The 18,668-nt window shown below is 71.7% G+C and carries 16 protein-coding genes and 1 riboswitch; of the genes, 10 read left to right on the forward strand and 6 right to left on the reverse strand.

Annotation, left to right across the window (positions count from 1 at the left end; all coding sequences use genetic code 11):
* The first annotated feature begins 145 nt into the window (after positions 1-145).
* On the forward strand, positions 146-865 hold the full coding sequence (locus tag ABFJ78_RS15955; protein WP_436387119.1) for a helix-hairpin-helix domain-containing protein: 720 nt from the start codon (positions 146-148) through the stop codon (positions 863-865).
* Positions 862-3,234 carry a ComEC/Rec2 family competence protein gene (locus ABFJ78_RS15960; RefSeq protein WP_436387120.1) on the forward strand — a complete coding sequence of 791 codons (2,373 nt, stop codon included), beginning with the start codon at positions 862-864 and terminating at the stop codon, positions 3,232-3,234. The genes ABFJ78_RS15955 and ABFJ78_RS15960 overlap by 4 nt, the downstream gene beginning before the upstream one ends.
* 365 nt (positions 3,235-3,599) lie before the next feature.
* Here the strand turns inward: ABFJ78_RS15960 and thrC are convergent, their stop codons facing one another.
* The gene (gene thrC, locus ABFJ78_RS15965) at positions 3,600-4,865 is read right to left on the reverse strand and encodes a threonine synthase (protein ID WP_436387121.1); all 1,266 of its coding nucleotides are present in this window, start codon (positions 4,863-4,865) and stop codon (positions 3,600-3,602) included.
* A gap of 13 nt (positions 4,866-4,878) precedes the next feature.
* Positions 4,879-5,012: riboswitch (SAM riboswitch) on the reverse strand.
* A 136-nt stretch (positions 5,013-5,148) separates the two neighbouring features.
* Here thrC and holA point away from each other — a divergent pair.
* A complete protein-coding gene (gene holA / locus ABFJ78_RS15970) occupies positions 5,149-6,123 on the forward strand; it encodes a DNA polymerase III subunit delta (protein WP_436387122.1) in 975 nt (324 codons plus the stop codon).
* Positions 6,124-6,180: 57 nt separating this feature from the next.
* On the opposite strand, the gene rpsT is transcribed toward holA, so the two are convergent.
* Positions 6,181-6,441: a 30S ribosomal protein S20 gene (gene rpsT / locus ABFJ78_RS15975; RefSeq protein WP_013228460.1), complete on the reverse strand. Its 261-nt coding sequence runs from the start codon at positions 6,439-6,441 to the stop codon at positions 6,181-6,183.
* A 340-nt stretch (positions 6,442-6,781) separates the two neighbouring features.
* On the opposite strand from rpsT, the gene ABFJ78_RS15980 reads away from it, so the two are divergent.
* Positions 6,782-7,645, forward strand: a complete 864-nt coding sequence (locus ABFJ78_RS15980; protein WP_436387123.1) for a DMT family transporter — start codon at positions 6,782-6,784, stop codon at positions 7,643-7,645.
* Between the two features lie 23 nt (positions 7,646-7,668).
* Positions 7,669-8,043: a VOC family protein gene (locus ABFJ78_RS15985; protein ID WP_436387124.1), complete on the forward strand. Its 375-nt coding sequence runs from the start codon at positions 7,669-7,671 to the stop codon at positions 8,041-8,043.
* On the opposite strand, the gene ABFJ78_RS15990 is transcribed toward ABFJ78_RS15985, so the two are convergent.
* Positions 8,040-8,660, reverse strand: a complete 621-nt coding sequence (locus tag ABFJ78_RS15990) for a class I SAM-dependent methyltransferase (RefSeq protein WP_436387125.1) — start codon at positions 8,658-8,660, stop codon at positions 8,040-8,042. The genes ABFJ78_RS15985 and ABFJ78_RS15990 overlap by 4 nt on opposite strands.
* 115 nt (positions 8,661-8,775) lie before the next feature.
* On the opposite strand from ABFJ78_RS15990, the gene lepA reads away from it, so the two are divergent.
* Together lepA and ABFJ78_RS16000 are read left to right on the forward strand one after the other, a co-directional pair.
* Complete coding sequence (gene lepA / locus ABFJ78_RS15995) at positions 8,776-10,617, forward strand: translation elongation factor 4 (protein WP_436387126.1); 1,842 nt, start codon at positions 8,776-8,778, stop codon at positions 10,615-10,617.
* A gap of 132 nt (positions 10,618-10,749) precedes the next feature.
* Positions 10,750-11,319, forward strand: a complete 570-nt coding sequence (locus tag ABFJ78_RS16000) for a Uma2 family endonuclease (protein ID WP_436387127.1) — start codon at positions 10,750-10,752, stop codon at positions 11,317-11,319.
* Positions 11,320-11,430: 111 nt separating this feature from the next.
* On the opposite strand, the gene ABFJ78_RS16005 is transcribed toward ABFJ78_RS16000, so the two are convergent.
* Together ABFJ78_RS16005 and ABFJ78_RS16010 are read right to left on the reverse strand one after the other, a co-directional pair.
* Positions 11,431-12,006, reverse strand: a complete 576-nt coding sequence (locus ABFJ78_RS16005; protein WP_436387128.1) for a PH domain-containing protein — start codon at positions 12,004-12,006, stop codon at positions 11,431-11,433.
* Positions 12,007-12,032: 26 nt separating this feature from the next.
* Positions 12,033-12,479, reverse strand: a complete 447-nt coding sequence (locus ABFJ78_RS16010; RefSeq protein ID WP_436387129.1) for a pyridoxamine 5'-phosphate oxidase — start codon at positions 12,477-12,479, stop codon at positions 12,033-12,035.
* Positions 12,480-12,697: 218 nt separating this feature from the next.
* Here ABFJ78_RS16010 and ABFJ78_RS16015 point away from each other — a divergent pair, with 218 nt between their 5' ends.
* A complete protein-coding gene (locus ABFJ78_RS16015; protein WP_436387130.1) occupies positions 12,698-15,811 on the forward strand; it encodes an NACHT domain-containing protein in 3,114 nt (1,037 codons plus the stop codon).
* Between the two features lie 46 nt (positions 15,812-15,857).
* Here the strand turns inward: ABFJ78_RS16015 and ABFJ78_RS16020 are convergent, their stop codons facing one another.
* The gene (locus ABFJ78_RS16020) at positions 15,858-17,630 is read right to left on the reverse strand and encodes a family 20 glycosylhydrolase (protein ID WP_436387131.1); all 1,773 of its coding nucleotides are present in this window, start codon (positions 17,628-17,630) and stop codon (positions 15,858-15,860) included.
* A gap of 108 nt (positions 17,631-17,738) precedes the next feature.
* Between ABFJ78_RS16020 and ABFJ78_RS16025 the strand changes: the two genes are divergently transcribed.
* Both ABFJ78_RS16025 and ABFJ78_RS16030 read left to right on the forward strand, forming a co-directional pair.
* The gene (locus tag ABFJ78_RS16025; protein WP_436387132.1) at positions 17,739-18,248 is read left to right on the forward strand and encodes a MarR family winged helix-turn-helix transcriptional regulator; all 510 of its coding nucleotides are present in this window, start codon (positions 17,739-17,741) and stop codon (positions 18,246-18,248) included.
* A gap of 51 nt (positions 18,249-18,299) precedes the next feature.
* On the forward strand, positions 18,300-18,656 hold the full coding sequence (locus tag ABFJ78_RS16030; RefSeq protein WP_436387133.1) for a nuclear transport factor 2 family protein: 357 nt from the start codon (positions 18,300-18,302) through the stop codon (positions 18,654-18,656).
* Positions 18,657-18,668: the final 12 nt, after the last annotated feature.

The raw sequence follows: 18,668 nt of genomic DNA on the forward strand, positions 1-18,668 counted from the left end.
GAACCCTCCAGCATGCCACCCGGGTACGACGGAAACGGCCGTTCCCGGGCCGGGCCGGGTGGATCCGTCCACATCACCCCGGTTGTCCACAGGACGCGGCGGCACCCCTGTCGGACGCCTCCCCGCGGGCCCTAACGTCGATCGTGTGTTCGAGCAGCCCGCCCGGGATCCGGGCCCTCCCGTCAACGACCGGCTCGCCTGGCTGGCCGACCAGCTCTCGCCCGATGCGAGCACGGTCGGGCCCGGCGGCCGGCTGGTCCGGCGCTGGCTACCGGGCGGATCGGCCGGTCCCGGCCGCCGCCGGTGGGCGCTCGCCGGCGTCCTCGCGGCGGTCGTGGTGATCGTCCTCGGCTCGGTCGCGCTCCTCGGCGGCCGTCCGGCGCCCGAGTCACCGCCCGCGTTGCCGAGCGCGAAACCGGCGAGCGAGGCCTCGGCCCGGGCCGCACCCCAGGCCGGTCTCGTCGTCAGCGTGATCGGCCGCGTCCGGTCGCCCGGCCTGGTCACCGTGGTCCAGGGCGCCCGGGTCGCGGACGTGCTGCGGGCGGCGGGCGGCGCCGAACCCGGCGCGGACCTGAGTTCGCTGAACCTCGCCCGCCGCGTGACGGACGGGGAGCAGCTCGCGGTCGGCATCCCGGCTCCCGCCGCGGCGACGGCCGGTGCCCCGGCGGGCGCCAAGGTCGACCTCAACGCCGCGAGCGCGGACCAGCTGGACACGCTGCCGGGCGTCGGCGCGGTGACGGCCCAGCGGATCGTCCAGTGGCGCACCGAGCACGGCGGCTTCACGAAGGTGGAGCAGTTGCGCGAGGTCAGCGGCATCGGGGAAAGCAAGTTCGAGCGTCTGCGGGAGCAGGTGATGGTCGGATGAGCGCCCTGCCCACGACCGACACCCGGCAGGACATGCGGCTGGTGCCGGCGGCGCTGGCGTGCTGGCTCGCCGCACTCGGCGGTCTCCTGCTGGGCTGGTGGACGGCCGTCGCCGTCGGCCTCGCTTCGGCGGTGCTCGCCGGGCTGGTGCTCTGGCGGGCGCGCGACCGTCCCCGGGCACTCGGTGCGGCCGCGGCCCTGCTGGTGCTGGGACTCGTCGCCGCGGGTCCGGTCGCCTGGCGGATCCGGGAGGCGCAGCGCGACGACCTCCGCGCCGCCGCGGCCGACGGGCTGCCCGCGGTGCTCCGGGTCGTCGTCTCCGAACGCCCGAAGCCCGTCCGCGGCGCGGGGTATGCCGACCAGCAGGCCGGTGCCCGGTCGGTGGTGCTGACGGCCGACGTCCGCACGGCGTCGGTCGACGGCCGGCCGGTCACGTCGTCGGGGCGCGTCCTGCTGCTGGCGCCGGTCGCGCAGTGGGCGGCGCTGTTGCCGGGTCAGGACGTGACGGCGACGGGCCTGCTGATGCCGCCGCGCGGCGCGGACCTGACCGTCGCGGTGCTGTCCGTGCGCGGACCGCCGGGCGAACCGGGCCCGGCGCCGTGGTGGCAGCGGACCGCGGCCGAGCTGCGCGCCGGGCTCCACGACCTGTGCCAGGTCCTGCCGGACGAACCCGCCGGCCTGCTGCCGGGCCTGGTCCTGGGTGACACGAGCGGGTTGTCGCCGCGGGTCGAGCAGGAGTTCGTCACCGCCGGTCTCGCCCACCTGACGGCGGTCAGCGGCGGCAATCTCGCCGTGGCGTCCGGCGCCGTCCTGCTCCTGCTGCGCCTGCTTCGGTGCGGGCCGCGGACTTCGGCGGTGGCCGCGGGCGGGTGCCTGGCCGGATTCCTCGTCCTGGTCGGCCCGGAGCCGAGCGTGCTGCGGGCGGGCGTGATGGCGGCGGTCGCGTTGCTGGCCTTGGCGCTGGGCCGGCGCGGGTCGGCGCTGCCGGCGTTGGCGTTCGCGGTGTGCGTGCTGGTGGTGACGGATCCGGCGATGGCCACGGACTTCGGGTTCGCGCTGTCGGTGTTCGCCACCGCCGGGCTGGTCCTGATCGCGCCCCGCTGGGCCGCCGCGCTGGTGCGCCGCGGCGTCCCGCCGGGGTTCGCCGAAGGGCTGGCGATCCCGTTGGCGGCCTTCCTGGTGACGGCGCCGGTCCTCGCGGGCATGGCGGGCACGGTGAGCCTGGTTTCGGTGCTCACCAACGTCCTCGCCGCGCCCGTGGTGGCCCCGGCGACGGTGCTCGGCGTGCTGGCGACGGTGGTCGGCCCCTGGTGGCCGGGTGCCGGGAAGGTCCTGGTGCACCTGGCCGACCCGGAGGCCCGGTGGCTGATCACGGTGGCGCGGCACGGCGCGCGGGCACCCGGCGCGGTCGTCGCCTGGCCCGGCGGCTGGGCGGGCGGGCTGCTGGCCGCCGCGGTGCTCGGGGTGCTCGTGCTGGCCGCCCGGCACCGGCGTGTGCGGCTGGTGATGGCGGTGCTGGTGGTCGGCGCGCTGCTGGTGTTCGTGCCGGTCCGGGTGATCGCGCCGGCGTGGCCACCGCACGACTGGGCGATGGTCGAGTGCGACGTCGGCCAGGGTGACGCGGTCGTGCTGGCGACGGCGGAGCCGGGGCGGGCCGTGGTCGTGGACACCGGCCCCGAGCCGGGGCCGGTGGACGAGTGCCTGCACCGGCTCGCCGTCGAGCGGATCCCGTTGCTGGTGCTGAGCCATCTGCACGCGGATCACATCGGCGGGCTCGCGTCGGTCTTCGACGGCCGGTCGGTCGGCGCGGTCGCCGTCGGTCCGGGGCGGGCCCCGGAGTGGGCGTGGCGCCAGGTCGCGGCGGAGGCGAGGAAGCAGGAGGTGCCGCTGGTGGAGCTGAACCCGGGGGAGCGGATGGACTGGCCCGGCCTGACGCTCGACGTACTCGGCCCGCGATATGTGCCCGCCCGCACGGCGGGTCCGCAGGACGGCACGACGATCAACAACAGCTCGGTGGTCCTGCGAGCGCAGACCCCGGCGGGCCGGGTGCTCCTGACCGGCGACGTCGAGCTGGCGGCCCAGTCGGACCTGCTGGCCGACGTCGGTGATCTGAAAGCGGAGGTGCTGAAGGTGCCACACCACGGTTCGCGCTACTCGTCGCCGGCGTTCCTCGCGGCGGTGGCGCCGCGGGTGGCGTTGGTCAGCGTGGGCGCGGGCAACACGTACGGCCACCCGAGCAAGTCCACAATGGACACATTGGGCGCGCTGGGCGCGCTGGTCACCCGAACCGACGTGGACGGCGACACGGCGGTGGTCGCCGGAACGGCGATCGTCCGCCGAGGCGAGCCGCGAGGCCCGCCCCGCCGGTGAGTCCGGATCGGCGCGGGTTGTCGGTGCAGTTGCGAGTGCCGAGGCAAATCGCGAGTTTCGTCCCGGCGCCAAGGCCGGGCAGGCTTGGGGTTGTGGTGGTGTGGCGGGAGGCGCCGAAGCTGCCGGGATCCTGGCCGTCGGGCGAGAGTGCGCCCGCTGCCCGCTGCCCGCTGCCCGCTGCCCGCCGCCGGACGCGGGGCGAGCACTTGGCTCGCCCCGGCCACCGGGCCGAGTGCGGTCGGTGGCGGGTAGTCCCGTGGCCGCCGGCCGTCCTGCGTGATCGCCCAACTGGCGCGCCGGTCGGGGCGAGCCGGCTGCTTGCGACCGGAAGCCGGGGCGGGCACGTGGCCCGCCCCGGCGGGACGTCAGTAGCCGAGTGCCTCGTTCACCGCGGCGGCCGACGGCGGCACGGTCGCCTTCGGGCCGATGTGGTTCTCGACCGCGTCTAGGGTCTTGAGGCCGTCGCCGGTGATCAGGAGGACCGTCTCGGCGTCCGGGTCGAGCTTGCCCGTCTCGACGAGCTTCTTCGCCGTGGCCACGGTGACCCCGCCGGCCGTCTCGGTGAAGATGCCCTCGGTGCGGGCCAGCAGCCGGATGCCTTCGACGACCTCTTCGTCGGTGACGTCCTCGATCGCGCCGCCGGTGCGGTTGACGATGTCGAGGACGTACGGGCCGTCGGCCGGGTTGCCGATCGCCAGCGAGCGGGCGATCGTGTCCGGCTTCACCGGCTGGACCACGTCCTGGCCGGCGCGGAACGCGGCCGACACCGGCGAGCAGCCGGTCGCCTGCGCGCCGAACACCTTGTACGGGCTGGCGTCCACGAGACCGAGCTGGCCCAGCTCGCGGAAACCCTTGTCCACCTTCGTCAACTGCGAACCGGAGGCGATCGGCACGACGATCTGCGGCGGGATGCGCCAGCCGAGCTGCTCGGCGACCTCGTAGGCCAGCGTCTTCGAGCCCTCCGAGTAGTACGGCCGGACGTTCACGTTCACGAACGCCCACTTCGGGTGCTCGCCGGCGAGCTCGGTGGCGAGGCGGTTGACGTCGTCGTAGTTGCCGTCGACGGCGATCAGGTCACCGTCGTACACCGCGGTGGTCAGGATCTTGGCGCGCTCGAGGGTCTTGGGGATCAGCACGACCGACCGCCAGCCGGCGCGGGCCGCGGCGGCGGCCGTCGCGTTGGCCAGGTTGCCGGTCGACGGACACGCGAGCACCTCGAACCCGAACTCGCGGGCCGCGGCCAGCGCGACGGCGACGACGCGGTCCTTGAACGAGTGCGTCGGGTTGCCGGTGTCGTCCTTGACCCACACGCGCTTGAGGCCGAGTTCCTTGGCGAGGCGGTCGGCGCGGATCAGCCGGGTCGCGCCGGGCTCGGTGTTCGGGATCTCTTCGACGTTGGACGGAACCGGGAGGAGCTTCTTGTAGCGCCAGATGTTCTTGGGGCCGGCCTCGATGTCTTCGCGGCGGACGCGGCCGAAGTCGTAGGCGACCTCGAGCGGCGAGAAGTCCTCGGCGGAGACGAACTCGGGGGCGAGCGGCTGCCGGTGACCCTCTTCCTTCGACACCAGTTCGACGGCGGGACCGAGATCCGGGGTCTTCGTGGTGGAGGTCGTGCCGAGGGTTGCGGTCATCGCGAGGTTCCTTTCCTCATCTGCCCCGCCGAAGCGGGCCGGAATTGGCACCGTGGTCGTCAGCTACCCCGCGATCGCGGGATGACGGGCTGTACGCCGGTTGCCGGGGCTTCGTCGGGCCGTTCCCTCTGCCCCTCTGGATGAGCGGTATTCGGTTGTCGGTGCGCGCGAGCGAGCGCGCCGCCTCGAGAACACCGTACGACATGGCGCTCACGCCGTGCCATGCCGGCCGCCCGACATCACCGGAGCGGGCGCACGACACCGCAAGTGAGAGGATCCTCGGGTGACCGCGCAAGCCACCGCCCCCGCCCCGCTGCACCTGGTGCTGGGCGAGGAAGAACTGCTGATCGAACGGGCCGTCCGCGAGACGCTCGCCGCCGCCCGCGCGATCGACGCCACGGCCGAGCTGACCCGGGTCCGGGTGTCGGATCTCACAGCCCCCGAGCTGGCCGAACTCGTCAGCCCGTCGCTGTTCAGCGAAGGCCGCGTGATCGTCCTGGAGTCGGCGCAGGACATCTCGCAGGAGCTTTCCGACGCCGTGGCGTCGTACCTGAAGGACCCCGCGGACGGCGTCGTGCTGGTCGTCGTGCACACCGGCGGTGGCCGCAGCAAGGCGGGCAAGTCGCTCCCCGGGGCGCTGAAGAAGGCCGGCGCCGAGGTCACGGAGTGCCCGAAGCTGACCAAGCCGGCCGAGCGCGAGCAGTTCGTGCGGCACGAGATCCGCCGCGCGGGCGGCAAGATCGACCCGGCGGGGGTCGCGGCCCTGATCGACGCGGTGGGCTCCGACCTGCGTGAACTCTCCTCGGCGGCGAGCCAGCTGGTCGCCGACACGGGCGGGACGGTCGACGCCGACGCCGTCCGCCGCTACCACCGCGGGCGCGCCGACGTGACGGGTTTCGCGGTCGCGGAGAAGGCGGTGAGCGGCGACCGGTCGGCGGCGCTGGAGTCGCTGCGCTGGGCGATGCAGCTGGGCGTCCCGCACGTCCTGGTGGCGGACGCACTGGCCGACGCCGTCCGCACGATCGCCCGGGTCTCGGGCGCGGGCCGCGGCAACCCGAACCAGCTGGCCGGCGAGCTGGGCATGCCGCCGTGGAAGATTCGCAAGGCCCAGGGCCAGTCGCGAGGCTGGAACCAGGACGGGCTGGCCACGGCGATGCGCGTGGTGGCGCGCCTGAACGCGGAGGTCAAGGGCGTGGCGGCCGATCCGGGCTACGCGCTCGAGCGCGCGGTCCTGGAGGTGGCGGCCGCCAAGGGCTGACCCCGGACATGAGGAAGGCCCCGGCCGAAGCCGGGGCCTTCCCAGAAATCAACCAGCTCAGAGCGCGTTGACGCGCTTCGCGAGCGCCGACTTCTTGTTGGCGGCCTGGTTGGCGTGGATGACGCCCTTCGAGACGGCCTTGTCCAGCTTCTGGGCGGCGTCGCGCTGCAGCTCGACGGCCTTGGCCTTGTCGCCGGCCTCGGCGGCTTCGCGGACCTTGCGGATCGCGGTCTTCACCGAGGACCGGATCGCCTGGTTGCGCTGACGCGCCTTCTCGTTCGTCGTGATGCGCTTGATCTGCGACTTGATGTTGGCCATAGGGCAACTCCTGTTTCACTCGGTGAGATCGCCGCCGCGCTGAAGTGGCCCCGCGGAAAGCGGGTTTCCTCCATGACGGAATGCCGCACGGGCAGCGAGCGACCACTTTAACAGCCGGGCCGCGGGCGGCCGGAGCCGGGAGTACCGTGGGCGGCGGCAGTGCCTAGGGTTCCGTCACCGGTCCGCACTCCGCCCGCGAAAGCGCAGCTCGACACAACCAGGACCGGTGGGCCTGGTCCGAGCGGCACCATCGGCGGGCCCGGACGGCCGGTCGTTCATCTGACGGGGCAAAAGCCTGGAGGACCCGGTTTTCGCGCGCGCGAAAACCCGAAGGGGTCCCATGAACGCCACCGCCCTGTCCCTCGTCCTCGTCGCGGCCGTCGTGCACGCCGTCTGGAACCTGGCCGCCAAGCGGATCTCCTCCGGCGGCACCCAGTTCGTCTGGCTCTACTACACCGTCGGCGCCGTCGTGCTGCTGCCGGTCACGGTCGTCCAGCTCGTCGTCGAACCCGACCGTCCACAGTGGAGCTGGCTGCTCGCCGCGGTCGTCACCTCGGTGCTGCACATCGCCTACGGCATCGTCCTGCAGCGCGGGTACCGCGTCGGCGACCTGTCCGTCGTCTACCCGGTCGCGCGGGGCACCGGGCCGCTGCTGTCGGTGCTGGCCGCCGTGCTGGTGCTCGGCGAACGGCCCGGCTGGCTCGGCCTGCTCGGCGCGTTCCTGGTCGTCGCCGGCGTGCTGGTGATCAGCACCGGCCGCAAGGCGGAAGACCCCCAGGCGGTGAAGGCGGGGATCTTCTACGGCCTGCTGACCGGCGCCGTCATCGCCGGCTACACCCTCTGGGACGCGCACTCGGTGACCGGCCTCGGCGTGCCGCCGGTCGTCTACTTCGGCCTCGGCTCGATCCTGCAGAGCCTGATGCTCGTGCCCAGCGCGCTGGCCGGGCGTGTCGAAGTCGGCCGGGTCTGGCGCGTGCACCGCCGGGAAGTGCTGCTCGTCGGGCTGCTGTCGCCGGTCGCCTACATCCTCGTGCTGTTCGCCCTCACGATGGCGCCGGTCAGCCTGGTCGCGCCGGCGCGGGAGCTGAGCATCGTGCTCGGCGGCCTCGCCGCGTGGCTGGTGCTGGGCGAGAGCGACGCCGTCCGGCGGCTCGCCGGGTCGGTGATCGTGCTGTCCGGCATCGCCGCGATTGCGGCCGCCTGAGCGCGTCCGGTAGGGATGGTCGGATGGAAGTCCTGAAGAGCAGGCTGATCGTCCGTCCGCGCGACGTCGACGCGACGACGGCGTTCTACCGCGACACCCTCGGCCTGGCCGTGGAGCGCGAGTTCCCCGGCGGCACCGTGTTCTTCCTCGGCCACGGCTCGCTGGAGGTTTCCGGCCGGGGCGAGACGGGTACGTCGCCCGACCTGGTGCTCTGGCTGCAGGTCCGGGACCTCGCCGGGACGCTGGCCGATCTGAAGGCGCGGGGCCTGGAGCCGGTGCGGGACGCCCAGCGCGAGCCCTGGGGCCTCGACGAGGCCTGGATCGCCGACCCGGACGGCACGCGCATCGTGCTGGTCGAGGTGCCCGAGGGCCACCCGATCCGCACGGACACCCGCTAGGCGGGCTTGACGGCGCGCAACTGCGCGGCCAGCGCCGCGAAGCCGGGCGGGTCCCAGGTCCAGGTCTGCAGGTCGGCGAAGCCCGCTGCGGCGGCTTCGTCAGCCAGGACGTGCCTGCTGACAGGCAGCCACTTCTCGTGCGCGGACAGCAGCAGCCGCCCGCCGGGGCGCAGCACCCGGAACAGCTCGGCGAACCCGGCCGCGCGGTCGTCCCAGAGCATGACGTTGTTCACGCTCAGCACGACGTCGACGGAGCCATCGGGCTCGCCGGTGCGCGCCGCCGAGCCTTCGCGCAGCTCGGCGCGGTCGCCGCAACGCTCGTGGCACAGCGCGAGCATCTCGGGGGAGGGGTCGACGCCGATGGTGCGCCCGGCCAGCCGCGCGGCGGCGGCCAGGCCGACGCCGGGTCCGGGCCCGACGACCAGGGCGGTCTCGTCCGGCTCGATCTTCGCCAGGTCGACGACACGGTGTTCGGTGGCGGCGTTGCCCCGCGCCATCACCCAGCCGCCGAGGCGGCCGAGCGCGCCGGAGGGGTGACCGAACGTCCGGTCGAGGACGTGGGCGAAGCCGCTGGTCTCCGGCTGGGGAGGGGGTGCCGGCTGGTGCGAAGTGCTCATACTTCGAGGGCACCACGGATCGCGGAAGCCCGCATCGGGGATGACCCCCACCCGCACCCGGAGGGCCATGGGAACATAGAGGTGGCCATCCCCGACTTTCCGAGGACTCATTCGAGTGACGACGTTCGCCGACACCACCTTCACGCCTCCGGAGCTCATCCGGAACTTCTGCATCATCGCGCACATCGACCACGGCAAGTCCACCCTGGCCGACCGCATGCTGCAGCTCACCGGCGTCGTGGAAGAGCGGGCCATGCGCGCTCAGTACCTCGACCGGATGGACATCGAACGCGAGCGCGGCATCACGATCAAGGCGCAGAACGTCCGGCTGCCCTGGCAGGTCGACGGGCAGGACCACGTCCTGCACATGATCGACACCCCCGGCCACGTCGACTTCACCTACGAAGTGTCCCGGGCGCTGGAGGCGTGCGAAGGCGCGATCCTGCTGGTCGACGCCGCGCAGGGGATCGAGGCCCAGACGCTGGCCAACCTCTACCTCGCCCTGGAGAACAACCTCCAGATCATCCCGGTCCTCAACAAGATCGACCTGCCGTCGGCCGACCCCGACAAGTACGCGGGTGAGCTGGCCCACATCATCGGCTGCGAGCCCGACGACGTGCTGCGGGTCTCGGCCAAGACCGGCATGGGCGTCGGCGAGCTGCTCGACGAGGTCGTGAAGACGGTCCCGGCACCGCAGGGCGACGCCGACGCGCCGGCCCGGGCGATGATCTTCGACTCGGTGTACGACACCTACCGCGGCGTCGTCACCTACATCCGTGTCGTCGACGGCAAGATCACGCCGCGCGAGAAGATCAAGATGATGTCGACCGGCGCCACGCACGAACTGCTCGAGGTCGGCATCATCTCGCCGGAACCCAAGCCCAGCAAGGGACTCGGCGTCGGCGAGGTCGGCTACCTGATCACCGGCGTGAAGGACGTCCGGCAGTCGAAGGTCGGCGACACCGTGACGTCCGAGCGCCACGGCGCGAAGGAAGCGCTGGCGGGCTACCGCGAGCCGAAGCCGATGGTCTACTCCGGGCTGTACCCGGTGGACGGCTCCGACTACCCCGAGCTGCGCGAGGCGCTGGACAAGCTCCAGCTCAACGACGCCGCGCTCGACTACGAGCCGGAGACGTCGGTGGCGCTGGGCTTCGGCTTCCGCTGCGGCTTCCTCGGCCTGCTGCACCTGGAGATCACGCGCGACCGGCTCGAGCGCGAGTTCGGCCTCGACCTGATCTCGACGGCGCCGAACGTCATCTACCGGGTGGTGCTCGAAGACCGCAGCGAGGTCGTCGTGACGAACCCGTCGGACTGGCCGACCGGGCTGAAGATCGCCGAGGTGCACGAGCCGGTGTCGAAGGTGAGCATCCTCGCGCCGTCGGAGTTCGTCGGCACGATCATGGAGCTGTGCCAGACGAAGCGCGGCACCTTGCTCGGCATGGACTACCTGTCCGAGGACCGCGTCGAGCTGCGCTACAACATCCCGCTCGCGGAAATCATCTTTGACTTCTTCGACACGCTGAAGTCGCGTACGCGCGGCTACGCGTCCCTCGATTACGAAGAGGCCGGCGAGCAGATCGCGGACCTGGTCAAGGTGGACATCCTGCTGCAGGGCGAAACGGTGGACGCGTTCTCGGCGATCGTCCACAAGGACGCGGCGTACGGCTACGGGAACCGGATGGCGACCCGGCTGCGCGAGCTGATCCCGCGCCAGCAGTTCGAGGTCCCGATCCAGGCGGCGGTCGGTTCCCGGATCATCGCCCGCGAAACGATCCGCGCGATCCGCAAGGACGTTTTGGCCAAGTGCTACGGCGGTGACATCTCGCGGAAGCGCAAGCTGCTGGAGAAGCAGAAGGAGGGCAAGAAGCGGATGAAGACCGTCGGCCGGGTCGAGGTTCCGCAGGAGGCCTTCGTCGCCGCTCTGTCCACTGAGGACTCGGGCAAGAACAAGAAGTAACTGTTCCATTGATGTGACACCGGCGCCCATATTCACGCGGAGGTGTGAATATGGGCGCCGAACCGGTGTTCGAGGCCGTTCTTGTCGGTGCTGTCTGGTTCGCTCTGGTGTGAAGAGCGAAAGGAGGGCACCATGACTCTCATGATGGACTTCCAGTATCCGGCCGGGTCGGGCCCCATGACGGTGCGCGACCTGGAGGGGATGCCGGATGACGGCCGAAGACACGAACTCATCGACGGGGCGCTGCTCGTGACGCCGGCGCCCGGGTTCGGCCACCAGAAGATCGCCTACCGCCTCTACGGCGTGCTGGAAGCGGCTTGCCCACCCGGACTCGATGTCGTCGGGGCGCCGTTCGCGGTGCACCACGGCGACCGGACCGAACTGCAGCCCGACGTCCTGGTCGGGTGCACCGAGGACTTCACCGCGAAGGATCTCCCGGCGGCCCCGGTGCTGGCGGTCGAAGTGCTGTCGCCGAGCACGGCGATCCATGACCTCAACACGAAGAAGGCGGTCTACGAGCGGCTCGGGACGGGAAGCTACTGGGTGATCGACCCGCAGGAACCCGCGCTCACGGTGTTCGAGCTTGATGCAGACGGCTGCTACCAGCAGGTGGCCAAGGCCGCGGGGAACGAGGTCTGCGAACTCGAGCGGCCGTTCCCGGTGCGGATCGTGCCGAGGGAACTGCTGGGCCGGCTCGGCTGAGGTCAGCCTGGTTCAGCCTCGCGTGACGGAGGCGAGTGGCCCGGCCGGCCTCGGCAGCGCTGTTCAGCGTGGGTCGCGGGATCGAGGTCCGGCTGCTCGGCTACCCCTCGGTCAGCGGATCCGAGGCGTCCCTCGCAGCTGGGCGTGCAGTTGCCGGTGCCGCAGCTCCTTCCGGAGCCGCTCGACCACCGCGTCGAACAGGGCTGGGTCGAGGATCGCCGTCTGCTCGAACTGGCGCCTTTGCGGCGGAGCCGGCTGCAGCCGGCCGCGGGGTGCGTAGCGCTGCACCGAACTCTCGATGCCCCCACCGGTGACCAGGTCGAGCCAGAGCGCGTCGCGCAAGTGACCGTCGCCGAAACGGGCCGAGCGGCGGACCGTCACGTCGGCGATCTGTGACCACGGCACCACCCGGGTGCTCAGTGTGCCCGCCGGCAGGCGGAGGCCTTCGTCGCCGATGGTCAGGTCGCGGAGGCTCGCGAAGCCGCGCTTCAGCTCGCGAGCCCGGGACACGCGGAACCCGACGATCGCGAGGAGCACGGACGCCGCGTAAGCGCCGCCGATCAGCCACGGCGACAGACCGCGCAGGACGCCGAAGGCGAGCGCCGCCCCGAAGCCGGCGTCGGCGACGACGAGCAGGCCGATCAGGATCTTGACCGGCGTGCTCACACGGGGCGGGGACTCGGGCAACGGGTCGACTCCTCGGGCCGGGCGGGTCAGGGATTGCCGATTATCCGGTCCGCCGTCACGAAGACCGCGACCCGCCGCTCTTCGGCCATCACGCGGTCGTACTCGTCCCAGTCGTCGTGGGTGCCGGTCGCGGCGATGAAGACGTCGCGCAGGAGCTTCGGCAGGCCCGCCGGGTCGAAGGCGGGGTCGGGATCGTCGGGCCCGATGAGGTGGGTGGCGCCGGTGACGGAGACCCAGTTCCACCCGCGCCGGAAGGTCAGGGTGGCATGCCCGGCCCGCCGCAGCAGCGCGAGCTTGTGTGCCCGCCCGACGGCGACGTACGCGACCCCCGGAGCCCCGGTCACCGGGTCTTCGAGCACACCGGCGTTGACCACGGAGGAATGAACGGTGCCATCACCCCGCGTCGTGGCGACGGTGGCCAGGCCGTTCTCCCGCAGCGACAGCGCGCGCACCTGCTCCAGATCAACGCTCATGCCGCAATCTAACCCGCCGGACGAACCGGGTGTTCCGGATTCACCACACGAAACCGGCTGATCACCCTCCGTGCGAGCCGGCGAGCTCACGCTAAAGGTTGTCGCAAGATCGCATCGCTGAGCCAGGTCCGGTAGTGCCTTCGGGTGAGCGTCGGGCCGGCGCGTTGCGTCGCCCAGCCGGTTGGCGATCTCCTGGTCCGATACCGAGGAGGGGGACCATGGCCCGGGGTTTGTGCTTTCGCGACGCCGTTCGCTTGCTGGGCGGCGCGGACAGCAGAACGGTCGCTGCGCTCGACAGGCTCGCCGGAGGCGCGCTTCTCACCGCGACAGCCGGTGGCGTGGACTTCGCCCTCAGCCTGTTCGACCCCAAAGCCGAGCTCGCTCGCCTGAGCGGTGCTCTAGTCTCGAACCTGCGCGATCGCATGAGCGGACTCGGCCGGGCCGACCGGAGCCATCGGCTGGTGGCCGCGCACTCCGTCGTCGTGCTGGCGTCGTTCTTCGAGGTCTTGTCCGAGATCAAGCTGCCTCCGGAACTGCGTGACCTCCGGCTCGACCGAGCCGACCAGTTGCGTGTGGCACTCGACGAGCCGACCACGTCGCAACGACTGCGGTTCCTGCTCGCCGCGGTCGTCAAGGACGACATCCCGGTGCCCGCGCCGCACCGGCCGTACGAGTCGGTGCTCGAAGGCCTGGCGCACTACTACCGCCAGCTGGGAAGCCGGACGCAGACCTTCCTGGCCGGTCTTGCCGGCTGGGATCGCATGGACGAGACCGAGCGCGCGCGATTCGACCGGAAGCTCGGCGAGCTGGGTGCAGGGGCGGTGGCCCGGTACGAGGCGCACTACCGCCGGCTGGCCGCGGAGTTCCCCGAGTTCGCGTTCTGGGCCGGTCTGCTCGACCACCAGGCGACCCGGGCGGCGGTCCGGGACCTCGGCGCGGGGCTGGTGGGGCTGGAGCGAGCCCTCACCGAGCTCGTGCACGGACCGCCGGTGGCGCACCCGTTGCGGCTGGCACACCGCGACGCCCTCGACCGGCCGATGATCTCGGTCAGGGATGTCCCGGCCGGGTTGCGGATCCCGGAGCTGGGGGACGCGTACGTGACGCCGCGCTTCCGCGTGGCCGAGGTCGGGGTGTCCGATCCGGTGGCCTCCGAGCGCTGGTGGCTGGACCGCGACGTGCGTGCCGACCTGCCGGCATTCCTCGTCGGCCACCTCACCGCGCCTCAGGCGGTCCGGGCGCCTCTGCTCGTGCTGGGCCAGCCGGGCGCCGGGAAGTCGGTGCTCACCCAGGTGCTCGCGGCGCGGCTTGCGACGACTGAATACCTCGTGGTGCGAGTCGTCCTCCGCGAGGTGCGTGTGGAGGCTGACCTGCAGACCCACATCGAAGACGCAGTGCGGGCCGCGACCGGTGAGGACGCCGGCTGGCCTGCCTTGACCCGCGAGGCGGGTGGCGCGCTCCCGGTCGTCCTGCTCGACGGCTTCGACGAACTGCTCCAGGCGACGGGCGCGAGCCAGTCCGACTACCTGGAGCGGGTCGCCGACTTCCAACGTCGCGAGGCCGCGGTCGGTCGACCGGTGGTGGTGATCGTGACCAGCCGGACCGCCGTCGCGGACCGGGCACGCCCCGCCGACGGAATGATCGCCGTACGGCTCGAACCGTTCGACACCGAGCAGGTCGAGCAGTGGCTCGGAGTGTGGAACCGCGGCAATGAGGACTACTTCTCCGCGAACGGGTTGTGCCCTCTCACCGCGGACGTCGTCGCGCCCCACGCCGACCTCGCCGGGCAGCCGCTGATGTTGTTCATGCTGGCGCTCTACGACGCCGACCAGAATTCGCTGCAACACCACGACGTCGCGCTCGGACAGGCCGAGCTGTACGAGCAGCTGCTGGCCCGATTCGCCGCGCGGGAGGTGCTCAAGTCCGGTGGCGGGCTGACCCCCGCCGAGTTCGAGCGGGCCACCGACCGGGAGCTGCTGCGGTTGTCGGTCGCCGCGTTCGCGATGTTCAACCGGACTCGGCAGTGGGTCACCGAAGTGGAGCTGGACGCCGACTTGGCGGCTCTGCTCACGGCGCCGCAGCAGCGCGCGACGGGATTGCGGGCCGAGCTCACCGCGGCCCAGTTGATGTTCGGCCGGTTCTACTTCATCCACGAAACCCAGGCCGTCCAGGACGACCAGCGGTTGCGCACCTACGAATTCCTCCACGCGACCTTCGGCGAGTACCTGGTCGCTCGCCTCGTCACGGAAGAGCTGCGTGACCTGACTGCCGCTGCCCGGACAGTGGGGCACCGCGGCCGCCCCGGGGTGCTGGACGATTCCTTCCTCCACGCGCTGCTTTCGTTCGCTCCCCTGGTCATGCGGGAGACCACGATCTCGTTCATCGGTGAGCGGCTGGCCGCTGTGCCCGAGGTGGATCGCGCGGTTCTGCGCGAATTGCTGCTCTCCTTGGTGCGGCAAGCGCTCCAGTCGCGACACTCCGACGCCTTCGCCGACTACCGGCCGAGGCCGGCGACCCAGCCGGAGCGGCACGCGGCGTATTCGGTGAACCTGACCGTCCTGCTCGTCCTCGCGAGTGGCCGGCTTCCCGTCGACGACTTGTTCCCGGACGCCACCGAGCCGGTCGACGCGTGGCGCCGGCTGACGCTGCTGTGGCGGTCGCAGTTACCGGGGGAGGGCTGGAAGGAGCTCATCCACCTGTTCACGGTGGAGCGTGCGTGGCGGGACGGCCGGCGCACGGCGGACATCGTCCCGATGCGGTCGGCGGATGCCACCTGGCACCCGGACACCTACTGGACGTACGGCCGGTACCCGCCGGGACACCCGATGCGCCCGGTCGAGCAGGCCGACAGGCTGGGCTGGTTCGAGGGCACCTACGGCTACCTCCGCAACCAGGGACGGTTCCACTGCGAGGCCGACGACGACGTCGTCGTGCACGCGCTGGACCCGTTCCACCCGCACCTGCGAGCGGCCGTCTTCACCTTCCACCACATCGCCGGCTGGGCCAGGCCGTTGTCGGGAGCTCGTGCGCTGATCGACTTCTGGATGGCGGCGACGAGTCCCGGCGACACCGCCGCCTTGACCCGGGCTTTCACGGTGGCCTGGGAGTTCGCGAGGCGCGGCTTCGCCCCTAGCGACACCGACCAGCGACACACCTATCGCGTTCACGTGCTGCACCTGCTGGCCCTGATCGCCGACCGAGTCCCAGCCGAATGGCTCGCGGCGCAGCTGCCCGGGATCCGGGAGGCGGCGGCACGGGAGGCGAAGGAAAACGACAGCCGCCTTTCGGCGTTGCTCGACGAGGTGGGTATGGACGACCTCGTCGAGTACGGATGAGGAGCGTCGAGGCCGGGCCCGTCCGTAGCCAGGCCCGGCCCTCACCTCAGCAGGCGCCGTTGTCGGTCCACACTCCCCACTGGCCCGTTGTTCCCGGCTCCTCGCCCTGCGTCCACCACTTCGCCGTCCACTTGTGGCCGTTGTGCGACACCACGTTCCCGCCCGTGTACACCTGCGAAGCACTCCAAGCCGGGTCCGCGCACGTTCCCGGGTTCGTCGTCCCGCCCGTGTCCCACGCGACCTGCGAAGACCGGTAGAAGTTGATCCCCTGGGCCACCCACCGCGGGGCCTGCGCGCCCAGGCGGGTGCGGAATGCCGTCCAGTCGTGGGTCGACCACGGGGACCAGCCCAGCTCCGCGTGTGCTGCCAAGCGGGGGAACGCCAGGTACTCGATGTCCGCCGGCGTGACCACCGTTTCCGTCCACAGCGGGGACTCCACGCCGCGGACCGCCGACTCGCCGACGCCCGACAAGTACGCTCCCGGGTTCCAGCCGTACGCGTCCTGGACCTCGATGTAGCCCGCCCACGACAGGCCGATCGGGGTCGAGCTGTTGTACTTCTGGTCCACGTACGCCTTGTTCGCCGGTGACAGGATCACCTTGCTGCCGCGGGAAACCGCGTTCGCCACCCCCGGATCCGACGTCGACGTCCCCCAGAACTGCGGGGTCGCCGAAGCCGGCAACGTCGCCTTCGCGATGTCGTGCCAGCCCACCACCGACTTGCCCGTCGCCGCCACCAGGGGCAGCACCTTGTTCACGAACGTCAAGTAGTCGGACTGGGGAGTCGCCGATGCCTCGTCGCCGCCGATGTGCAGGTACGGGCCCGGGGTCAGCGCCGCCAGTTCGCGCAGCACGTCCGCGATGAACGTGTACGTGATGTCCTTCGAGATGCACAGCGAGCTGTAGCCGACCGCCGTGTCCGTGCGCAGCGCCGGGGCCACCCCGTTGCAGTTCAGCTCCGCGTACGACGCCAGCGCCGCGTTCACGTGACCCGGCATGTCGATCTCCGGGATCACCGTGATGTGCCGCGAAGCCGCGTAGTTCACGATGTCCGTGTACTGCGCCTTCGTGTAGTAGCCGCCCGCGCCGCCGCCGACCTGGGTGCTGCCGCCGTACGTCGTCAGGCGGGGCCAGCTGTCGATCTGGATGCGCCAGCCCTGGTCGTCGGCCAGGTGCAGGTGCAGGCTGTTGATCTTGTACTGGGCGAGCTCGTCGATGTACCGCTTCACCGTCGACACCGGGTGGAAGTGCCGGGCGACGTCGAGCATCGCGCCGCGGTAGCCGAAGCGCGGGTAGTCCACGATCGTCGCGCCCGGGACGCTCCACGGTCCTGGCTGGGCCGACGAGCTCTCCACGCGGCCCGGCAACATCTGCCGCAGCGTCTGGACGCCGGCGAACAGCCCGTCGGCTGTCGTGGCCCGCACGGTCACCGAAGACGCCGTCGACACCAGCTGATAGCCCTGCGCGCCGACGGACGCGGGCGCGCCGCTGAGCAGCAGCGCCACGCTGTCGGCCGGCACGGACGCCGGGGCGTCGGACACCGGCAGCGCGAACCCGGTCGACGGCCGCAGCACGCCGGCGAGGTAGTCGCCGACCTGCCTGGCCGGTGCCGACCCGGCTTCGGTGACGATCTTCGTCGTCGGCACCAGCGGGAAGGCGACGCCGGCCGCCGGGGTCACCGAGACCGGCACCGGCACGATCGACTGCAGCGCGGGCGTGGCCGCCGCGGCCGGGGTGAGCTGGGCGGCCGTGGCACTGGCGCCGACCAGCGCCACCAAGGCGAGCGCGCGGGCGAGCCGGCGCGCCAAGGGTGTCTTCACCGGGGGACCTCCTGGCGGGAAGGGCGCGACATCGCCGTCGCACCTGCCCGGATCGTCGCATTTCCGGAGGAGATGGTCTAGACCAAGCTGGGTGGTTAAGCTCGCGCGGTGACGCAGGAGTTCGCGCCGGGGTCGCCGTTCGCGCTGCTTTCGAGCGCCGAGACGGCCACCTGGTACGCCTACATGAAGGTCCACCTCCGCCTGGAGTACGAGCTGAACCGGCAACTGCGCGCCGACAGCGGGATCTCGCTCGCGGACTACCACGTGCTGGTCGCGCTGACGAGCGCGTCCGGCGGCCGGATGCGGATCACCGACCTGGCGATCCGCATCGGCTGGGAGCGCAGCCGGCTGTCGCACCACCTGAAGCGGATGCGTGAACGTGGCCTGGTCACGACCGGCGTCAGTCCCGAGGATCGGCGCGCCACCGACGTGGCGCTGTCCGCCGAGGGCTGGGAGGCGTTGCGCCGGGCCGCGCCGGACCACGTCGGCTTCGTGCGCAAGGCGTTCCTCGACGCGCTCGAACCCGGCGAAAAAGCCCAGCTGGCTTCCCTGCTGGAGCGGGTCTACGACGCGCTCGTCGAGCACGGCACCCTGCCCCGGCCGGACGATCACCCCTGACACTTGCGTGACATGTCACGTAATATGGCGCCGGACCTAGGAGGGTGCGGCATGGCGACGGTGGCCGAACTGATGCGGGCGAACCTGCTCGACGTCTTCAACGAGCGCGACGACGAGCGGCGCGCGAAAGCGATCGCGGCGACCTACGCGGCCGACGTCGAGTTCGCCGATCCCGAAGGGACCGTGACCGGGCAGCAAGCCCTGAACGCCAAGGCCAAGGGGCTCCTGGAGCAGTCGCCGGGGTTCGTGTTCGCGCCGGACGGCCCGGTGCTGGTCAACCACGACCTGGGGCACCTCGCCTGGGCGCTGGGCCCGAAAGGCGCGCCGCCGGTGGTGCGGGGGATCGACGTCGCGCTCGTCAAGGACGGGCTCATCACGAAGCTCTACACGATGTTGCTGCCCGCCTGAGTACTACGCTCG

This window comes from Amycolatopsis sp. MEPSY49 (assembly GCF_051337345.1).
Lineage (GTDB): Bacteria > Actinomycetota > Actinomycetes > Mycobacteriales > Pseudonocardiaceae > Amycolatopsis.